The organism is Tardiphaga sp. 866_E4_N1_4 (assembly GCF_052076075.1).
GTDB lineage: Bacteria > Pseudomonadota > Alphaproteobacteria > Rhizobiales > Xanthobacteraceae > Tardiphaga > Tardiphaga robiniae.
The window spans coordinates 3171636-3187718 of record NZ_CP197242.1; the positions used below are offsets into that span (position 1 = coordinate 3171636).

General features: G+C 61.5%; 14 protein-coding genes. 10 read left to right on the plus strand and 4 right to left on the minus strand.

What is annotated here, in order from left to right; translation table 11 throughout:
* Positions 1-17: 17 nt before the first annotated feature.
* Positions 18-959 carry a hypothetical protein gene (locus tag AB8B20_RS15495; protein WP_439074764.1) on the minus strand — a complete coding sequence of 314 codons (942 nt, stop codon included), beginning with the start codon at positions 957-959 and terminating at the stop codon, positions 18-20.
* A 265-nt stretch (positions 960-1224) separates the two neighbouring features.
* Here AB8B20_RS15495 and AB8B20_RS15500 point away from each other — a divergent pair, with 265 nt between their 5' ends.
* The 6 genes from AB8B20_RS15500 (at position 1225) to AB8B20_RS15525 (ending at position 8978) form a co-directional block, all read left to right on the plus strand.
* Complete coding sequence (locus tag AB8B20_RS15500; RefSeq protein ID WP_439074763.1) at positions 1225-2733, plus strand: flavin-containing monooxygenase; 1509 nt, start codon at positions 1225-1227, stop codon at positions 2731-2733.
* A gap of 186 nt (positions 2734-2919) precedes the next feature.
* Positions 2920-4611: a thiamine pyrophosphate-dependent enzyme gene (locus AB8B20_RS15505; protein WP_439074762.1), complete on the plus strand. Its 1692-nt coding sequence runs from the start codon at positions 2920-2922 to the stop codon at positions 4609-4611.
* A gap of 320 nt (positions 4612-4931) precedes the next feature.
* Positions 4932-5714 carry an ABC transporter ATP-binding protein gene (locus tag AB8B20_RS15510; RefSeq protein WP_439074761.1) on the plus strand — a complete coding sequence of 261 codons (783 nt, stop codon included), beginning with the start codon at positions 4932-4934 and terminating at the stop codon, positions 5712-5714.
* Complete coding sequence (locus tag AB8B20_RS15515; protein ID WP_439074760.1) at positions 5711-6568, plus strand: ABC transporter permease; 858 nt, start codon at positions 5711-5713, stop codon at positions 6566-6568. Before AB8B20_RS15510 ends, AB8B20_RS15515 begins: the two co-directional genes overlap by 4 nt.
* Before the next feature lie 32 nt (positions 6569-6600).
* Complete coding sequence (locus AB8B20_RS15520) at positions 6601-7569, plus strand: ABC transporter substrate-binding protein (protein ID WP_120287165.1); 969 nt, start codon at positions 6601-6603, stop codon at positions 7567-7569.
* 71 nt (positions 7570-7640) lie between these two features.
* Complete coding sequence (locus tag AB8B20_RS15525; protein WP_439074759.1) at positions 7641-8978, plus strand: amidase; 1338 nt, start codon at positions 7641-7643, stop codon at positions 8976-8978.
* Positions 8979-9147: 169 nt separating this feature from the next.
* Here the strand turns inward: AB8B20_RS15525 and AB8B20_RS15530 are convergent, their stop codons facing one another.
* Positions 9148-9684, minus strand: a complete 537-nt coding sequence (locus AB8B20_RS15530) for a cupin domain-containing protein (RefSeq protein WP_089266238.1) — start codon at positions 9682-9684, stop codon at positions 9148-9150.
* Between the two features lie 165 nt (positions 9685-9849).
* Here AB8B20_RS15530 and AB8B20_RS15535 point away from each other — a divergent pair, with 165 nt between their 5' ends.
* The 3 genes from AB8B20_RS15535 (at position 9850) to AB8B20_RS15545 (ending at position 11323) form a co-directional block, all read left to right on the plus strand.
* Positions 9850-10065, plus strand: a complete 216-nt coding sequence (locus AB8B20_RS15535; protein ID WP_439074758.1) for a CsbD family protein — start codon at positions 9850-9852, stop codon at positions 10063-10065.
* 240 nt (positions 10066-10305) lie between these two features.
* Entirely contained in the window at positions 10306-11103 is a 798-nt protein-coding gene (gene trhO / locus AB8B20_RS15540) for an oxygen-dependent tRNA uridine(34) hydroxylase TrhO (RefSeq protein WP_439074757.1), read from the plus strand.
* Entirely contained in the window at positions 11096-11323 is a 228-nt protein-coding gene (locus AB8B20_RS15545) for a SlyX family protein (protein ID WP_439074756.1), read from the plus strand. The genes trhO and AB8B20_RS15545 overlap by 8 nt, the downstream gene beginning before the upstream one ends.
* A gap of 162 nt (positions 11324-11485) precedes the next feature.
* Here the strand turns inward: AB8B20_RS15545 and AB8B20_RS15550 are convergent, their stop codons facing one another.
* Entirely contained in the window at positions 11486-13024 is a 1539-nt protein-coding gene (locus tag AB8B20_RS15550; protein ID WP_439074755.1) for a class I adenylate-forming enzyme family protein, read from the minus strand.
* A gap of 149 nt (positions 13025-13173) precedes the next feature.
* Positions 13174-13779, minus strand: a complete 606-nt coding sequence (locus tag AB8B20_RS15555) for a nuclear transport factor 2 family protein (RefSeq protein WP_439074754.1) — start codon at positions 13777-13779, stop codon at positions 13174-13176.
* 83 nt (positions 13780-13862) lie between these two features.
* Between AB8B20_RS15555 and AB8B20_RS15560 the strand changes: the two genes are divergently transcribed.
* On the plus strand, positions 13863-15965 hold the full coding sequence (locus tag AB8B20_RS15560) for a S9 family peptidase (protein ID WP_439074753.1): 2103 nt from the start codon (positions 13863-13865) through the stop codon (positions 15963-15965).
* The last annotated feature ends 118 nt before the right edge of the window (positions 15966-16083 follow it).

Genomic DNA, 16083 nt, shown 5'->3' on the forward strand with positions numbered 1-16083 from the left:
CGTGGCTAGCCTCGCCGTCAGGCGAGGCGCATCAATCGGATGGGTTCGGACTTGACCTCCATGGTCGAGCCATCGGCAAAAGCCAGCATCGCGGGGCTGCGCGGATCGAGATTCAACGTGATCTGATCCTCGCTGCCATCGAAGGTGATCGTTGCCGTGCTGCCCGAGATTGCGACATGGGTCTTGTCACGGGAAATCCCAGCGCCGAGTTCGAGTGTCGTATTCATCGACGCGTTGATTGTGTCCCGGCCATCGCCGGCGGCGAAACTCACCACCGAATCGCTCCACACTGAAATCGCATCATCGCCGGCTCCGCCCGCCACGCGGCTGTTGGACCATGCACTGATGACATCGTTGCCGGCGCCGCCTGCGACGATGGAGTTCGACCAGGCTGAGATCATGTCATCGCCGCTGCCGCCATCGACCTGGCTGTCGGACCATGCCGCGATCTGGTCATGACCGGCGCCGCCTGACACCCGGGCATTCGACCAGGCCCTGACGAAATCATCGCCCGAACCTGCATCGACGATACTGTCGGACCACGCATCGATGCGATCATTACCTGAGCCGCCGAAGACGCCGGCTCCCGACCATGCCTTGACCACGTCATCACCGGCGCCTGCATCCACCACGCTGTCTGACCAGACATCGATACGGTCGTTACCATCGCCAGCATCGACCAGCGCGCCACCCCCGGCACGCATCGCGTCATTGCCATCGGTCCCCGACAGGAGCTTGAGGTTGAATTCCTGCATCCGCAGCAAAAAGGCGAGAACCACCGGCGACACGCCGATACTCGCGGTCGTCGTCTTGGCAGGTTTGCCCGTTGCGTCCGGCACATCGAAGTCGGCCGTGGCCGGCGCGGCTTGCGGCGACGGCATTGCAGCATCGGGCGGAGACGGGGCTGCCGGCGTCACGAATGGCTGGTACCAAGGCGTCCAGGATGCAGGGCTGATCACGATGCACACTCCTCAACTTGACGCGTGCCATCCTGCCCAGACGATCTAAATTTCTCCTTAAAGGTGCCAAATTACCTGGCACAACCCAATGAAATATCGTCTGCAAACGTAGATGTCCTGGAATTATTGTCCGCGTGGGGTTGTGCTGTTTACTCGCACCTGTCAGCTCCCTTGGAATAGCCCTTGCGGCAATGCTCTCCCGGCACTTACCCTTGTCCCAAACCGCCCTCAGCAAGGAGGCGGCGCGAAAAGGATCGGGAGCTCCATGAACGTCCAGGGAAAAATCGCCACAGATCCATCCGTCGAAAATTCCGCCGAACATATCGATGTCATTGTTGTCGGCGCCGGGATCTCCGGCATCGGCGCCGCTTATCACCTCACCAAGCAAAATCCGGACACGCGTTTTCTGGTTCTGGAAACCCAGGAGAGCTTTGGCGGGACATGGCACACCCATCGCTATCCCGGCATCCGTTCCGACAGCGACTTGCATACGTTCGGCTATCGCTTCAAGCCCTGGACCTCAGCGCCCATTGCCACCGCCGCGGAAATCCTGCGCTATATGGGCGATGTGATCGCCGAGAACGGCCTCGACGCGCATATCCGCTATCGCCACAAGATCTTGTCTGCCAACTGGTCGAATGCCGACAAGCTCTGGACCCTCACGGTCACTCGCCACGACACCGGCGAGACGCTGTTCTTCACCACGCGCTTTCTCTGGATGTGTCAGGGCTACTATAATCACAATCAGGGCTACACGCCGCAATGGCCCGGCATGAACCGGTTCAAGGGCCGCATGGTGCATCCACAGACCTGGCCGGAGGACCTCGACATCGTCGGCAAGAAAGTCGTGGTGATCGGCTCCGGCGCCACCGCGGCGACCTTGGTGCCGGCTATTGCGGACAAATGTGCTGAAGTCACCATGCTGCAGCGCTCGCCGACCTTCTTCATCACCGGCCGCAATGCCAACGCGCTGGCCGAGACGCTGCGCGAGCTGGATGTCGACGAAGAATGGATCCATGAGATCGTCCGCCGCAAGATCCTGTTCGATCAGCAGGCCTTCACCAAACGCACCAACAGCGAGCCAGAGGTAGTGAAAGAGGAACTGCTGAAGGGTGTGCAGGCCTATCTCGGCAATGACTACGACATCGCCACACATTTCACACCGCGTTATCGCCCCTGGCGGCAGCGCATCGCCTTCATCCCCGATGGTGATCTGTTCCAGAGCATCAAGGCCGGCAAGGCGAGTGTCGTCACCGATGAGATCGAGGCCTTTACGGAGCACGGCATCACGCTGAAATCCGGCAAGACGATCGACACCGACGTCGTCGTCACCGCCACCGGCTTCAATCTCAACATGCTCGGCGATATCGCCTTCTCGATCGACGACGCACCGCTGAATTTCTCCGACACTGTGACCTATCGCGGCATGATGTTCACCGGCGTGCCGAACATGGTGTGGATCTTCGGCTATCTCCGTGCCAGCTGGACGCTGCGTGTTGATCTCGTGGCCGACTTCGTCTGCGGGCTATTGAAGCACATGGAAGAGACCGGCACGACCATGGTGACGCCGATGCTGCGGCCGGAGGACAGCGACATGCCGCTACTGCCATGGATCGACCCCGAGGACTTCAACCCGGGCTACATCATGCGCGGCATGCACCTGTTGCCGAAACGCGGCAACAAGCAGGAGTGGCAGCACAATCAGGACTACTGGAGCGACAAGAACGTATTTCCGGCCATCGACTATGGCGATCCGATCTTCCGATACACGTAACAGACGTTCAACACATCGCGCATTTCTCCAAGCATTGCGCAAACATAATTGACCATCATGAAACCGTTTCGCGGTTCAGCTATTGCTGCAGTGCGACCATTCGGCTCCAATCACGATTGGACCGACCGCATTGCTGCATCAGCCCGCCTCCCGGCGGAGAGCCAATTCTAGAAATCGGAGCCCCCAATGTCGAAAACTGTCGCGGATGAGATTGTCCATGTTCTTGAGACGATTGGCGTACAGCAGATTTTCGGCCTGATCGCCGACTCGCTTAATCCTTTGGCGGACTCGGTCCGGCGCAGCAAGATCGAATGGGTCGGGGTACGGCACGAGGAAGGCGCGGCGCTGGCCGCCGCAGGCCAGGCCAAGCTCACCGGCAAGCTCGGCGTCTGCGCCGGCTCCACCGGGCCCGGCAGCACGCATCTCGTCGCCGGTCTCTATGAAGCGGCGCGCGATCACGCCCCGGTGCTGGCACTCTCGGGCGAAATGGCGCGAGCAGCAAAAGGCGTCGACTTTTTCCAGACCACCGAGCCGGACCTGCTGTTTCGCGACGTCGCACTCTACACCCAGACCATCACCACCGCCGCGCAGGCGCCCGGCGTGATCCATCAGGCCATCTCCACCGCCTATGCAGGGCCTGGCGTCGCGCATCTGACGCTGCCTGTCGACGTGCTGTCGTCGAAAGCCGAAGGGGCGACAGCGAGCCTTGCCACGCTGGTGCCACGCGGCGAGATCCTCCCGAATGATGCCGCCATACAGGAAGCCGCGCGCCGCATCGACGAGGCCGGCAGCGTCGTCATCATGTGCGGCCACGGTGCCATCGGCACCGCCGAACTCCTGCGCGCGCTCAGCGACAAACTGAAGGCGCCACTAGTGCATTCGGTGCGCGGCAAGGAGATCATGGCGTTCGACGATCCAAGCTGGATGGGCGGTCTCGGCATGATCGGCACCAAGGCCGTCTACAATGCCGTACATGATTGCGACCTGCTCGTCATGGTCGGCACCGACTATCCCTACTCCAACTTCCTGCCGCGCAAGGGCAATGTCATCCAGATCGATGTGCGCGCCGAAGCGCTCGGCAGGCGCACACCGACGAGCCTCGGCGTCATCGGCTCGGCACGGCCAGCGCTGAAGATGCTGCTGGACAGGGTGCAAACCAAGACCGACGGCCAGTTCTTCGAGACGACCAGTCACGCCCGCAAAAAGTGGGATGAGATGCTCGACAAGCAGGCCGACCCGACCCGCAGCAAGAACAAGATCCACCCGCAGGCCGTCGCGCGCATCGCCAGCGATCTCGCACGGCCCGATGCAATCTTCGTGTTCGACACCGGTCTGAACACTCTGTGGTCGGCCAACTGGATCCGCCAGAACGGCACCCAGCGCATCATCGGCTCGTTCAACAATGCCGCGGTCGGCACGTCCGTCGGCCAGGGCAACGGCGTGCAGATCCTCGATCGCAGCAAGCAGGTGATCGTGCTCACCGGCGACGGCGGCTTCAACATGCTGATGGGCGAGTTCATGACCGCCGTTCAGCACAAACTGCCCATCAAGGTCATCGTCTATAACAACTCCGCCCTCGGCCTGATCACGCTGGAAGCCGAAAGCATCGGCCTGGCGCCGTTCCGCGAAGCCATCGAATTCCCCAATCCCGATTTCGCGGCACTGGCACGCGCCTGCGGCGCGCAAGGCTTTACGGCCAAGCAGCCGGGTGATTTGAAGAAGGCCATCGCCGACGCGCTGGCCTGTGACGGACCCGCCATCGTCGATTGCGTGGTGGCGCCCGACGAGCTCCCGAACCTGCCGCATGTGGACGTCGCCATGGTCGGCAACTACGCGCTGGCGAAGATCAAGGAAGCAGTGATGGCGGTGACTGGCTGATCTCGGACCTATCTGTCATGTGCGGGCTTGTCCCGCGTATCCACGTCTTGGCCGAGGCGAGCAAGACGTGGATGGCCGGGACAAGCCCGGCCATGACGAACGAGAGAACGGAGCGCGAGGTCGCCTAAAGTGTTCGCCAAAAATACACTTCGCCACACCTGCTCAATTTATCGCCGAGAATAAATCCAGCCTGCCCAAAGCCGGAGCAAAACACTTCAAGCCTCAAGCACTCAGCAGAAAACCTGCGCGATTGCTTGAGGCTTTTTCGCGCCCAAGATGGCACGCAGCTTGCGTATGTGCGGTACCCAGGAAACCGCATCATGCCGCCGAAACAAGTTCAGCTCACCATCCAGAACATCAGCAAGTCGTTTGCCGGCAAGGGCGGCGACGTCAATGTGCTCGACGATCTCTCCTTCACCATCAACGAGCGCGATTTCGTCAGCATCATTGGCCCCAGCGGCTGCGGCAAGACGACCATCTTCAACATCATCGCCGGCCTGCTGGAGCCCGATGGCGGCACGATCACCTATCGCGGCAAGGAAATCGAAAGCCTGCGCGGCCGCGTCGGCTACATGATGCAGAAAGATCTGCTGTTTCCGTGGCGCACGGTGATGGGCAATGTGCTGCTCGGGCTGGAGACTCGCGGCGTCGACCAGAAGGAGGCCGAGGAGAAAGCGCGTGAGTATCTCAAGCAGTTCGGCCTCGCCGGCTTCGAGAACGCCTATCCCAAGACCCTGTCCGGTGGCATGCGCCAGCGCGTGGCGCTGATCCGCACGCTGATCATGGATCCCGACATCCTGCTGCTCGACGAGCCATTCTCGGCGCTGGATTACCAGACGCGGCTGTATCTCGAAGGCGTGCTGAAGGATGCCGTCCAGAAATTCAACAAGACGGTCATTCTTGTGACCCACGATATCGACGAAGCCGTGGCGCTGTCGAAGCGCGTCGTCGTGCTGTCCGGCCGCCCGGCACGGGTGAAGGTCGTGCATGAGATCGACATCGAGGCAACCTCACCCATCACCGCGCGCAACGACGTGAAATTCTCGACCTATTTCAAGACGCTTTGCGCCGAACTCGATATCCAGACGGAGACAACGTCATGAGCCTCGTGATGTCCGGCACATCCGCGCGCAAGAAGACCGCACCGCGCAAGTCCCGCAAGAAGCGATCGACCTTCGACACCACGCTCGGCCGCGCCGTGCTGCAATTGCTCGCCGTCGCAGTGTTCTTCGCGCTATGGGAGGCCGGCGTGCATGCCGGCTTTATCTCCGCCTTCCTGATGGGATCGCCCTCCGGCATCTTCGCCACGTTCTACAAACTGATCCTGAGCGGCGAACTGCTGTCGGATTCCTGGTACACGCTGTTCGAGGCCATTTTGGGCTTCATCATCGGCACCATATTCGGATCGCTGTTCGGTCTGGCGCTGTGGTATTCGGTGTTCGTCGCGAAGCTGGTCGAGCCCTTCATCGTTGCCATCAATTCCGTGCCGAAGATCGCGCTCGCGCCCATCGTGGTGCTGTGGTTCGGCACCGGCCTGATATCGAAGGTCGCACTCGCCGTTTCACTCACTGCACTGGTAGCGCTGATCGCCGCTTATCAGGCGGCCAAGGATGCCGACGTCGATCTGCAGTCGCTGATGATCTCCATGGGTGCCGACAAGCATCAGGTGTTCTGGAAGGCCGTAGTACCATCCACACTGCCGTCGATTATCGCCACCTTCCGCATCAATATCGGCTTCGGCCTGGTCGGCGCCGTTGTCGGCGAGTTCATCTCGTCGCAGCGCGGCCTCGGCCACATGATCTTCCTCGCCTCCAGCCTGTACGACCTCAACTCGGTCTGGGTCGGGTTGTTCACGCTGATGATCCTCGGCTTCGTGCTCTATTATGTCATCGACATCATCGAGCGCACTTCGCTGCCGTGGAAGCAGGCGACGACCTCGCACCAGGTCCAGGTTTAATCCCTCTCTTTCCACCATAACGGAGACGTTCTATGTCGTTGTTGAAGCGTATCACCGGCGCGGTCGCGCTGGCTGGAGTCCTGCTCGCCACGCCAGCGATGGCGCAGAACAAGAAGGTGGTGTTGTCGCAGGCCTTCCAGTCGATGCTGTACCTGCCGCTCTATGTCGCCATTAATGAGGGCTTCTTCACCGCGCAGGGCCTCGACCTCACCAAGGAAACCGCAGGCTCGCCCACGGTCGCACTCTCGGCAGTGATCTCCGGCAGCGCGCAGTTCTCGATCCATGGTCCCGAATGGACCGCGATCGCCGCCTCCAAGGGTGCGCCGGTCGGCATCATCGCCAATGTCGTCAACGGCGCCGCGGTGTGGATCGCCACCGCGCCGGATTTCAAGTTCACCGACGTCAAGAGCTTGAAGGGCCAGAAAGTGGTCGTCGGTACCATGCCGACCACCAGCACCTCGCTTTTCCTGAAACTGCTGAAGGAGAACGGCATGGACGGCAAGACTGATGTGGAGATGATCCCCGTCGCGATCGGCAGCGAGCCGGGCCCGTTCCTCGCCAAACAGGCCGACGTCGCCGTGATGTACGAACCCGGCCTCGATCAGGTCGTCGCGAAGGGCATGAAGGTGGTCTACGGCTTCCCGAAGAGCTACGGCGCCTATGCATTCTCGTCGGTGACCGCCCGCAATGACGTCAATCCGGATCTGGCGCAGCGCGTCACCAACGGAATGGAAATGGCGATGCGCTTCATGAAGAAAGATCCTGCCAAGACCGTGGCTATTGCGCAGAAGGAATTTCCAACGCTGGATCCCGCAGTGATCGAATCCGCCGTCAAGCGCATGCTGGCCGACGGCGTCTATCCCGACAGCGTCGATATTTCTGCGCCCTCGCTGAAGATCTCCATGGACACCCAGATCGCGCTCGGCAATCTCGCGGCCCAGCCCGACTATGACAAGTTTGTCGTGAAGAAATATATCGAGCCCGCATTGGCGATGAAGTAATATCGAAGGCGCGCAACCTCGCGGCTGCGCGTCTCTCTTGATCCCAGAAGAAACGTTCAGGACGACACGACATGACGAATGCAACCGCGCGCACTGCAACATCTGGCGCGGGGGTTCTGGACCTGCTGCGGCTGTTCAAGGGCAACACATCTGCGGCAGATCACTACGCATCGGAGCGGCTCGCACAGGCCAAGGCTGCCGAGCCCATACTGAAGGCCTTTGAGGTCCTCCCCACCGACACTGTGCGCAAGCCAGGGCCGCTCTCCGGCATTCCCGTCGCCGTCAAGGATATCATCGCCACCACCGACATGCCGACCACCAATGGCTCGGCCGTCTATGCCGATCACGTGCCGTCGGCCGATGCATGGGTCGTCGAACGTCTGCGCAATCTCGGCGCCACTATCTTCGGAAAGACCGTCTCCACCGAATTCGCCTGGCGCCATCCCGGCCCGACCACCAATCCCTGGAACAGCAAGCACACGCCGGGCGGTTCGTCCTCCGGCTCCGCAGCCTCTGTTGCCGCCGGTATCGTGCCGCTGGCGCTGGGCACGCAGACGCTCGGCTCCATCGTCCGCCCCGCCGCCTTCAATGGCGTCGTCGGCTTCAAGCCGAGCTTCGGCGCTATCCCCCGCAGCGGCGCACACCACCTCAGCCAGTCGCTCGACCACATCGGCTTCTTTGCGCGCAAGGTCGACGACGTCGCCTATGCGCTTTCACTGATCGCAGGCACCAGCGACAGCGATCCGCATGGCGCGCCGGTGCCGGGTTTCGAAATCTCCGTCGAGCGCGGTGTACCGCCGCTGCCGTCGCCGCGTCTTGCGGTGGTGCGCTTTGCCAAATTCGCCAAGGCCGAGAGCGAACAGCAACAGGTCTTCGAAGCCTCCGTCGCCCGACTGCGCAGCGCGGGTGCTGTCATCGAAGAACTGGAACTCCCCGAACTGGATCGCAGCAACTGGGACGCGATCAACATCATTCTGGCCGCCGAAGGCGCGGTGATCTTCGGCGATCTCGTCGCGCGCTATCCCGACAAGACCAGCGATCACCTGAAGAAACTGGTGGAAACCGGCAGCGCCGTCAGCGCGGCAGCCTATCTCAAGGCCAAGGCGTTGCAGACGAAGCTGCGCGTGGACTTCACCGCGCAGATGACGAATTACGATGCGGTGCTGACGCTGCCGGCCTATGGCGAAGCACCGGAAGGGCTGAGCTATACCGGCGATGCCGAATATTGCGCGCCATGGACCCTGATCGGCGTGCCCGCGCTGTCGCTGCCGGCCGGGTTCGGCAGGAACCATCTGCCGCTCGGCCTGCAGGTGGTCGGCCCCTATCTGAACGATCTGCGCACGCTGCGCGTAGCGAAGTGGATCGAGAGTGCGCTGGCGTTCTCGCCGGGATTGCCCGAGATCAAATAGCCTTCTTCCCTCGCCCCGCTTGCGGGGAGAGGGTGGCGCGGCAAGCGAAGCTTGTCGCGACGGGTGAGGGGGAGTCAGCGAGTGAAACACTGACTCCCCCTCACCCGCTTTCCATATGCTGCGCATGCGGAAAGCGACCTCTCCCCGCAAGCGGGGCGAGGTAAGATAACTATTTCTTCACCGCACCATCGGGATGCGTGGGATCGACCCACAACACCGTCTCCGGCTTCTCTACCGGCTCGATGTCGATATTGATAGCGACCGCCTCGCCGTCGCTGCGCACCAGCACGCATTCCAGCACTTCGTCAGCGCTGGCATTGATCTCCTGATGCGGCACGTAAGGCGGCACGAAGATGAAATCGCCAGGACCGGCCTCCGCGGTAAACTGCAGGCGATCGCCCCAGCGCATCCGCGCCTTGCCCTTCACCACATAGATGACGCTTTCGAGATGGCCGTGGTGATGCGCTCCGGTCTTGGCATCCGGCTGGATCGACACGGTGCCGGCCCAGAGCTTCTGCGCACCGACGCGCGCGAAATTGATCGCGGCCGCGCGGTCCATACCTTTGGTCGAGGGCACGTTGGTATCGAGGTTGTCAGCCGGAATGACGCGAATGCCGTCGTGCTTCCACCGATCTGGATCATGGTCGTGAGAATGATCATGCGCGTGATCGTGCGGATGAGTGTGATCGTGGCCGTGACCGGACATTTCAATGCCTTCTTGGGTTCCGAAGAAATGCTGCCACCGCATGCGGCATCACGCCCCCGGGAGTGAGGAACATTCAATTGAGCTGGCAATTGTCTCTGCGAAGCTCAAGCAGCGCGTATCGAGAATGGTCTCGGAACTGCGTCTGCTACATGACAGGAGTATCCCATGGGTGCCACCGCAGACAAGATCAAGGGAACCGCAAACGAAGCCATCGGCAAGGCCAAGCAGGGCATCGGTGAAGCGACCGGCTCTGACCGCCTGCAGGGCGAAGGCCTGATCCAGGAAGGCAAGGGCCACGCGCAGAAGGCCGTCGGCGATGCCAAGCAGGCTGCCAAGGACGCCGCCGACAAGGCGTCGGATCTTGCGAACCGCAAACTTTAACCAATTCCAACCGGCGGGGTTTTGACTCCTCCGTCGGTCGCAGGTGACGCTGCAAAAGAAGCCGGTCCCGTAAGGGGCCGGTTTTTTGCGTTCTGGCACTACGCGTTGCGCTGGTTTCGCCGGGTATGACATAGGTCAATACCTGCGCAGGGGAGCATCCGGCCCAAAGCCCTGATTGCAACGATATTTCGGCCAGTTCCCGGACTTCCCCCTCGCGGGTCCGGCTGGTAAACCCCCGCTATGTTCAAGGTCGCCGCCCTCTATCAATTCGCCGCGCTGCCGGATTTTCGGCAATTGCGCGAGCCACTGCGCGCACTCTGCGTCAATCTCGGCATCAAAGGCTCGATCCTGCTGGCCGACGAGGGCATCAACGGCACCGTGGCCGGGACAGACGCCGCCATCGATGCGCTGGTGCACGAACTTGAGACCGGCGTGATGTTCAGCGGCCGACTGAACCATCTGGAGCTGAAATTCTCCCGCGCCAGCCTGATGCCGTTCCTGCACATGAAGGTGCGGTTGAAAAAGGAGATCGTCACCCTCGGCGATCCCCAGACCGATCCGACCAAGAGGGTTGGCACCTATGTGGACGCCGCCGACTGGAACGATCTCATCGCTAACGGGAACACGCTGGTGCTCGATACGCGCAACGCGTTCGAAGTGGCGATGGGCACGTTCGAGGGCGCGGTCGATCCGGAGATCGCAAGCTTCGGCCAGTTCAAGGATTTCGTGGCGCGTACGCTGGATCCCGCCAAGCACACGAAAATCGCGATGTTCTGCACCGGCGGCATCCGCTGCGAGAAGGCGAGTTCGTATCTGCTCTCGCGCGGTTTCGCCGACGTCTATCATCTCAAGGGCGGCATCCTGAAATATCTCGAGGAGATCCCTGAGGCCGAGAGCCGCTGGCGCGGCGAATGCTTCGTGTTTGACCAGCGCGTCGCGCTCGGTCATGGCCTCGTCGAAAGCCAGTCGATCAAGCCTGACTTGCCGATCAATTCGGAAGATTTTGCGATGCTGCGGGAGAGCGCATCCGATGAGTGAGACCGCAAAAGACCTGACAGGCTTACGCGAACGTATCGACGCACTCGAAACTCGCGTCGCCTATCAGGACGACACGATCGAGACGCTGAATACGACGATCACCGCCCAGTGGAAACAGATCGACATGCTGACGCGGCAGGTCGCCACGCTCAGCGAGCGGCTGCAGGAAGCCGAAAGCAACAGGGGTGCGCCGCGGAATGAACCTCCGCCGCATTATTGAGGCGGCGATCCCAAACTCAGCCGTCGTCCCCGCGGAGGCGGGGACCCATACACGCCGAAGAGTTAGAAAAGACGCTGCGGCTATAACTCTGCCGCTTGAACCATACTGACCGTGGTTATGGGTCCCCGCCTCCGCGGGGACGACACCTGATAGGCCAGTGCTCTAAACCGACAAATCCGCCGCCAGCTTGCGGTCTCGCAACTCGCGCTTCAGCACCTTGCCGATGGCGCTGCGCGGCAACACATCGACCAGCACGACATCGTTGAGTCGCTGGAACTTGCCGACACGCTCATTCGTCCAGGCCTTCAGTCCCGGCGCATCGACCGAGGCACCCGCCTTCATCACCACGAAGGCGACCGGTGTCTCACCCCACTCTTCCGAGGGCATGGCCACAACAGCGGCTTCGAGCACGTCGTCGTGTTTCGTCAGCACGGCTTCGAGATCGCTCGGATAGATGTTGAAACCGCCGGAAATGATCATGTCCTTCTTGCGGTCCATCAGCTGCAGAAAGCCGTCTTCGTCAAAGCGCCCGACATCGCCGGTGCGGACATAGCGCTTTCCGGAAGCGTCGTGCCAGAACGTCTCGGCGGTCTTGCCGGGCTGGTTGAGATAGCCCTGCATGATGACAGGCGAATGCCCGACCACTTCGCCGATTTCGCCCTGAGCTACGAAATTGCCATCCTCGTCGATCAGGCGAATGTCGTGATCCGGCGCTGGCTGGCCGACGGTGTGCAACTTGGTCGGATGTTCATGAGCCAGCAGCACGCAGGTGCCGCCGCCTTCGGTCATGCCGTAATATTCGGTCAGCCCGCCCGGCCAGCGTTTCAACACATCGGCCTTCAGCGCGCCGCCGAATGGCGCCGAGGTCGAGAACTTCATCACAAAAGACCTGAGATCGAAACTGTCGAAATCTTCAACGGCCATGATGCGGCGATACTGCACCGGCACCAGCATCGCATGGGTCGCACGATGTCTGGCGCTGAGTTCAAGAAAGCCTCGCGCATCAAACTTCTTCATCAGCACCAGGGTGCCGCCACCGGCGAGTGTCGGATTGAAACAGACCAGCGTGGTGTTGGAATAGAGCGGCGTCGACAGCACGGTGACCGCATCCGGCCCGTAGCCGAGCGGATCGAGCTGGCCATATTGCCGCCAGCGCATCCAGCAGGTGTGGATGATGCCTTTCGGCGTACAGGTCGTGCCCGAGGAATAGATGATATTGAAGACCCATTCCGGATCGATGGTCACCGGAGCCGGCTTCGTGCCTTCGGGCACAAGCCACTGCGTGAAGGACTTGCCGGCCTTGCCGCCGTCGAGCGCGACGCGCTGGACCGAGGGATCGATCGCAGCATCCGCAAAGGAGGCCGCCGTCGCGTCGTCCATGAACAGGATTTTTGCCGCAGCATCTTTCACCATTGCGGCGAAATCCGCGGGTGTCGATGACGGCGCCAGCGGAGCCACCGCCACACCGACGCGCAGTGCACCGAGGAAGACCGCAGCATATTCGATGGAGGAGAGTGCACAGATCGAGATCGCATCGCGCGGCTTGAGGCCGCTGGCCTGCAGTGACGCAGCGATACGGTCGATCAGTGCGTCGAATGCGGCGTAGTCGATCTGGCGATCAGCATCGATCACGGCGATCTTGGTCGGCTTGGACGCGGCGGTGTCACGGACCAGTGCATCGAGGGTGATGAAGTCGGGCATGTTGTTTCTCCCAGTCTTTTTTGTTCTTTATCAACTATCCACGTCATTGCGAGGAGCGGAGCGACGAAGCAATCCAGAAAGCGACACGGAAAGACTGGATTGCTTCGTCGCCAAGAGGCTCCTCGCGATGACGGCTGAGGGTAAGGCGGCTACCGATCCAGCTTTTCGCCGTTCAGCCATTTCTTCCCACTGGCATAAAGCGCCTCCACCGCGTCGCCGCGCAGCCCGGGCATGTCTGGCTTGATCTGATAACCGATCTGGCTCTGCAGATAAGCGAGATGGCGATAGCCCTCGGGGAAGCTCGCGAGCAGATCCGTATCGAGCTTCAGCGGCGCACCGGGTACGACGGGATCCATGCGGTCCTTTTCATAAATCGGCTGGCGCAGCACCATGCCCCATTTGCCGTCACGCTTTTCGAGGAAATCATAGAAGCGTCCGGTCAGCATCACGTCGACATTGACGCCGTGCACCAGCGCGCGCTGGGCAATGGTCATCTTGGTCTGCGAAATTGCGCGGTTGCCAGCGAGATCGATCGATTGCGCGCCGAGGAAATGCATGATCGAGACGCCCTTGGCCCAGCCAGCCTTGCTCATGGCGATGAACTCGTCGGCCGTGCCCTGGGTCCAGGTGGCCACCATACGGCCATCGTCAAACCAGACGGTGCGAAAGCGATCCCAGTCGCCGGCGTCGCGCCAGACCACCCAGTTTTCAATGAGATCGCGGATGGCAAGGCGGTCGATAATCTCTATATCCATGGAATATCCAATATGCGGGGCAGGCGCCGATGCGCGCGTGTTCCGTAATCATATCCGATCAGGCTTCCGCGAAAAGAGCGTTCATGACAAAGCAGACATCCTCCATGCCCGCGCCGGTTGCGCCGCGTCATCCGCATTCCTTCACGACCCATGGCATCACCGTCAGCGATGATTACGCTTGGCTGAAGGATGCCAAATGGCAGGAGGTGCTGCGCGACCCCAGCGTGCTAGAGTCGGAGATCCGCACCTATCTGGAGGCCGAGAACGCCTATACCGACAGCCTGCTCGGCGGCACGGCGGCGCTGCAGACCAAGTTGGTTGCGGAAATGCGCGGCCGCATCAAGGAGGACGATTCCAGCGTGCCGTCGCCGGACGGCCCCTATGCTTACTTGCGGAAATTCCGCGAGGGCGGCCAGCACGAATTATTCGGCCGCATGCCGCGGGATGGCGGCGAGGCCACCATCATTCTCGATGGCGACAGGCTTGCCGCCGACCACAAATATTTCAAGTTCGGCGGCGCCCGCCATTCACCCGATCATGCGCTGGAAGCCTGGAGTGCCGACGTCAAGGGCTCGGAGTATTTCACCATCCGCGTGCGTGACTGGGCCACCGGCAACGATCTCGACGACGTGGTCGAGGAGACCGATGGCGGCGTGGTGTGGACGCTAGACTGCAAGGCGTTCTTCTATGTGAAGCTCGACGACAACCATCGCCCGATGCAGGTCTGGCTGCACAGGCTGGGCACCAGACAGGCGGATGACAGGCTGATCTTTGAGGAGCAGGATTCCGGCTGGTTCACCCATATCCATGAAAGCGCCAGCGGCCGCTTCTGCGTCATCGCCGGCGGCGATCATGAGACCTCCGAGCAGCAACTGATCGATCTCGCAGCACCAGACATGCCCCCCCGCCTCGTGGCGAAGCGCGAAGAGGGCGTGCAATATTCGCTGGCCGATCGCGGCGACGAGCTGTTCATCCTGACCAATGCCGACGGCGCCATCGACTTCAAAATCGTGACGGCGCCGCTGACATCGCCCGCGCGCGCCAAATGGAAAGATCTGATCCCGTATCGCGAGGGCATCTATGTCCTCGACATGGATCTCACTGCCGGCCATCTCGTCCGTCTGGAGCGCGCCAATGCGCTGCCGTCGCTTGTGATTCGCGATCTCACCACCAAAGACGAACACGCCATCGCCTTCGACGAAGCCGCCTATTCGCTCGACACCATGGGCGGCTACGAATTCGATACGACCACGCTTCGCTTCGCCTATTCCTCGATGACGACGCCGTCGGAAGTCTATGACTACGACATGGCAACGCGCGAACGGACGTTGCGCAAGCGTCAGGAGATCCCGTCCGGCCACAACCCCGCTGACTATGTCACCACGCGCATCATGGCCAAGGCCCATGACGGCGCCGAAGTGCCGGTGTCGATCCTGCATCGCAAAGATCTCAAACAGGACGGCAACGCGCCGCTACTGCTCTATGGCTATGGTTCCTACGGCATGGCAATGCCGGCGTCGTTCTCCGCCAACCGGCTGTCGCTGGTCGATCGCGGTTTCGTCTATGCCATCGCGCATATCCGCGGCGGCGCCGACAAGGGCTGGGGCTGGTATCTCGACGGCAAGCGCGACAAGAAGACGAACTCGTTCGACGATTTCGCCGCGGCTGCGCGCGCGCTGATATCAGCGAAATATACGTCCGAGAAACAGATAGTGGGCCATGGCGGCAGCGCCGGCGGCATGCTGATGGGCGCCGTCGCCAATCGCTCCGGCGAGCTATTCTCCGGCATCGTTGCCGAAGTGCCATTCGTCGATGTGCTCAACACCATGCTCGACGACACGCTGCCACTGACGCCGCCGGAATGGCCCGAATGGGGCAACCCGATCGAGAGCGAAGCCGACTTCAAGACCATCCTGTCCTACTCGCCCTATGACCAGGTCGCGGCGAAAGCCTATCCGAAGATTCTGGCGATGGGTGGCCTCACCGATCCACGCGTCACCTATTGGGAGCCGGCGAAATGGATCGCACGGCTGCGCGCGACGATGACGGGTGGCGGGCCGGTGCTGCTGCGGACGAATATGGGCGCCGGTCACGGTGGCGCGTCCGGGCGTTTCAACCGGCTGGATGAGATCGCGATCGTCTATGCGTTCGCACTGTGGTCGGTGGGGGTGGCGGAGAGCACATAGCGGGACGCTCGTGCCCTCGCCCCGCTTGCGGGGAGAGGGTGGCTTCGCGAAGCGAAGACGGGTGAGGGGGAGACAGCGAGAGAAACACTGACTCCCCCTCACCCGATCATCACATGCT

Excerpts from the sequence above, each read along its gene's own strand:
- AB8B20_RS15515 (WP_439074760.1), top strand. The coding sequence starts at position 5,711 with ATGAGCCTCGTGATGTCCGGCACATCCGCGCGCAAGAAGACCGCACCG.
- AB8B20_RS15555 (WP_439074754.1), bottom strand. The coding sequence starts at position 13,779 with ATGGATATAGAGATTATCGACCGCCTTGCCATCCGCGATCTCATTGAA.
- AB8B20_RS15510 (WP_439074761.1), top strand. The coding sequence starts at position 4,932 with ATGCCGCCGAAACAAGTTCAGCTCACCATCCAGAACATCAGCAAGTCG.
- AB8B20_RS15520 (WP_120287165.1), top strand. The coding sequence starts at position 6,601 with ATGTCGTTGTTGAAGCGTATCACCGGCGCGGTCGCGCTGGCTGGAGTC.
- AB8B20_RS15560 (WP_439074753.1), top strand. The coding sequence starts at position 13,863 with ATGACAAAGCAGACATCCTCCATGCCCGCGCCGGTTGCGCCGCGTCAT.
- AB8B20_RS15500 (WP_439074763.1), top strand. The coding sequence starts at position 1,225 with ATGAACGTCCAGGGAAAAATCGCCACAGATCCATCCGTCGAAAATTCC.
- AB8B20_RS15545 (WP_439074756.1), top strand. The coding sequence starts at position 11,096 with ATGAGTGAGACCGCAAAAGACCTGACAGGCTTACGCGAACGTATCGAC.
- AB8B20_RS15530 (WP_089266238.1), bottom strand. The coding sequence starts at position 9,684 with ATGTCCGGTCACGGCCACGATCACACTCATCCGCACGATCACGCGCAT.
- AB8B20_RS15535 (WP_439074758.1), top strand. The coding sequence starts at position 9,850 with ATGGGTGCCACCGCAGACAAGATCAAGGGAACCGCAAACGAAGCCATC.
- trhO (WP_439074757.1), top strand. The coding sequence starts at position 10,306 with ATGTTCAAGGTCGCCGCCCTCTATCAATTCGCCGCGCTGCCGGATTTT.
- AB8B20_RS15505 (WP_439074762.1), top strand. The coding sequence starts at position 2,920 with ATGTCGAAAACTGTCGCGGATGAGATTGTCCATGTTCTTGAGACGATT.
- AB8B20_RS15525 (WP_439074759.1), top strand. The coding sequence starts at position 7,641 with ATGACGAATGCAACCGCGCGCACTGCAACATCTGGCGCGGGGGTTCTG.
- AB8B20_RS15550 (WP_439074755.1), bottom strand. The coding sequence starts at position 13,024 with ATGCCCGACTTCATCACCCTCGATGCACTGGTCCGTGACACCGCCGCG.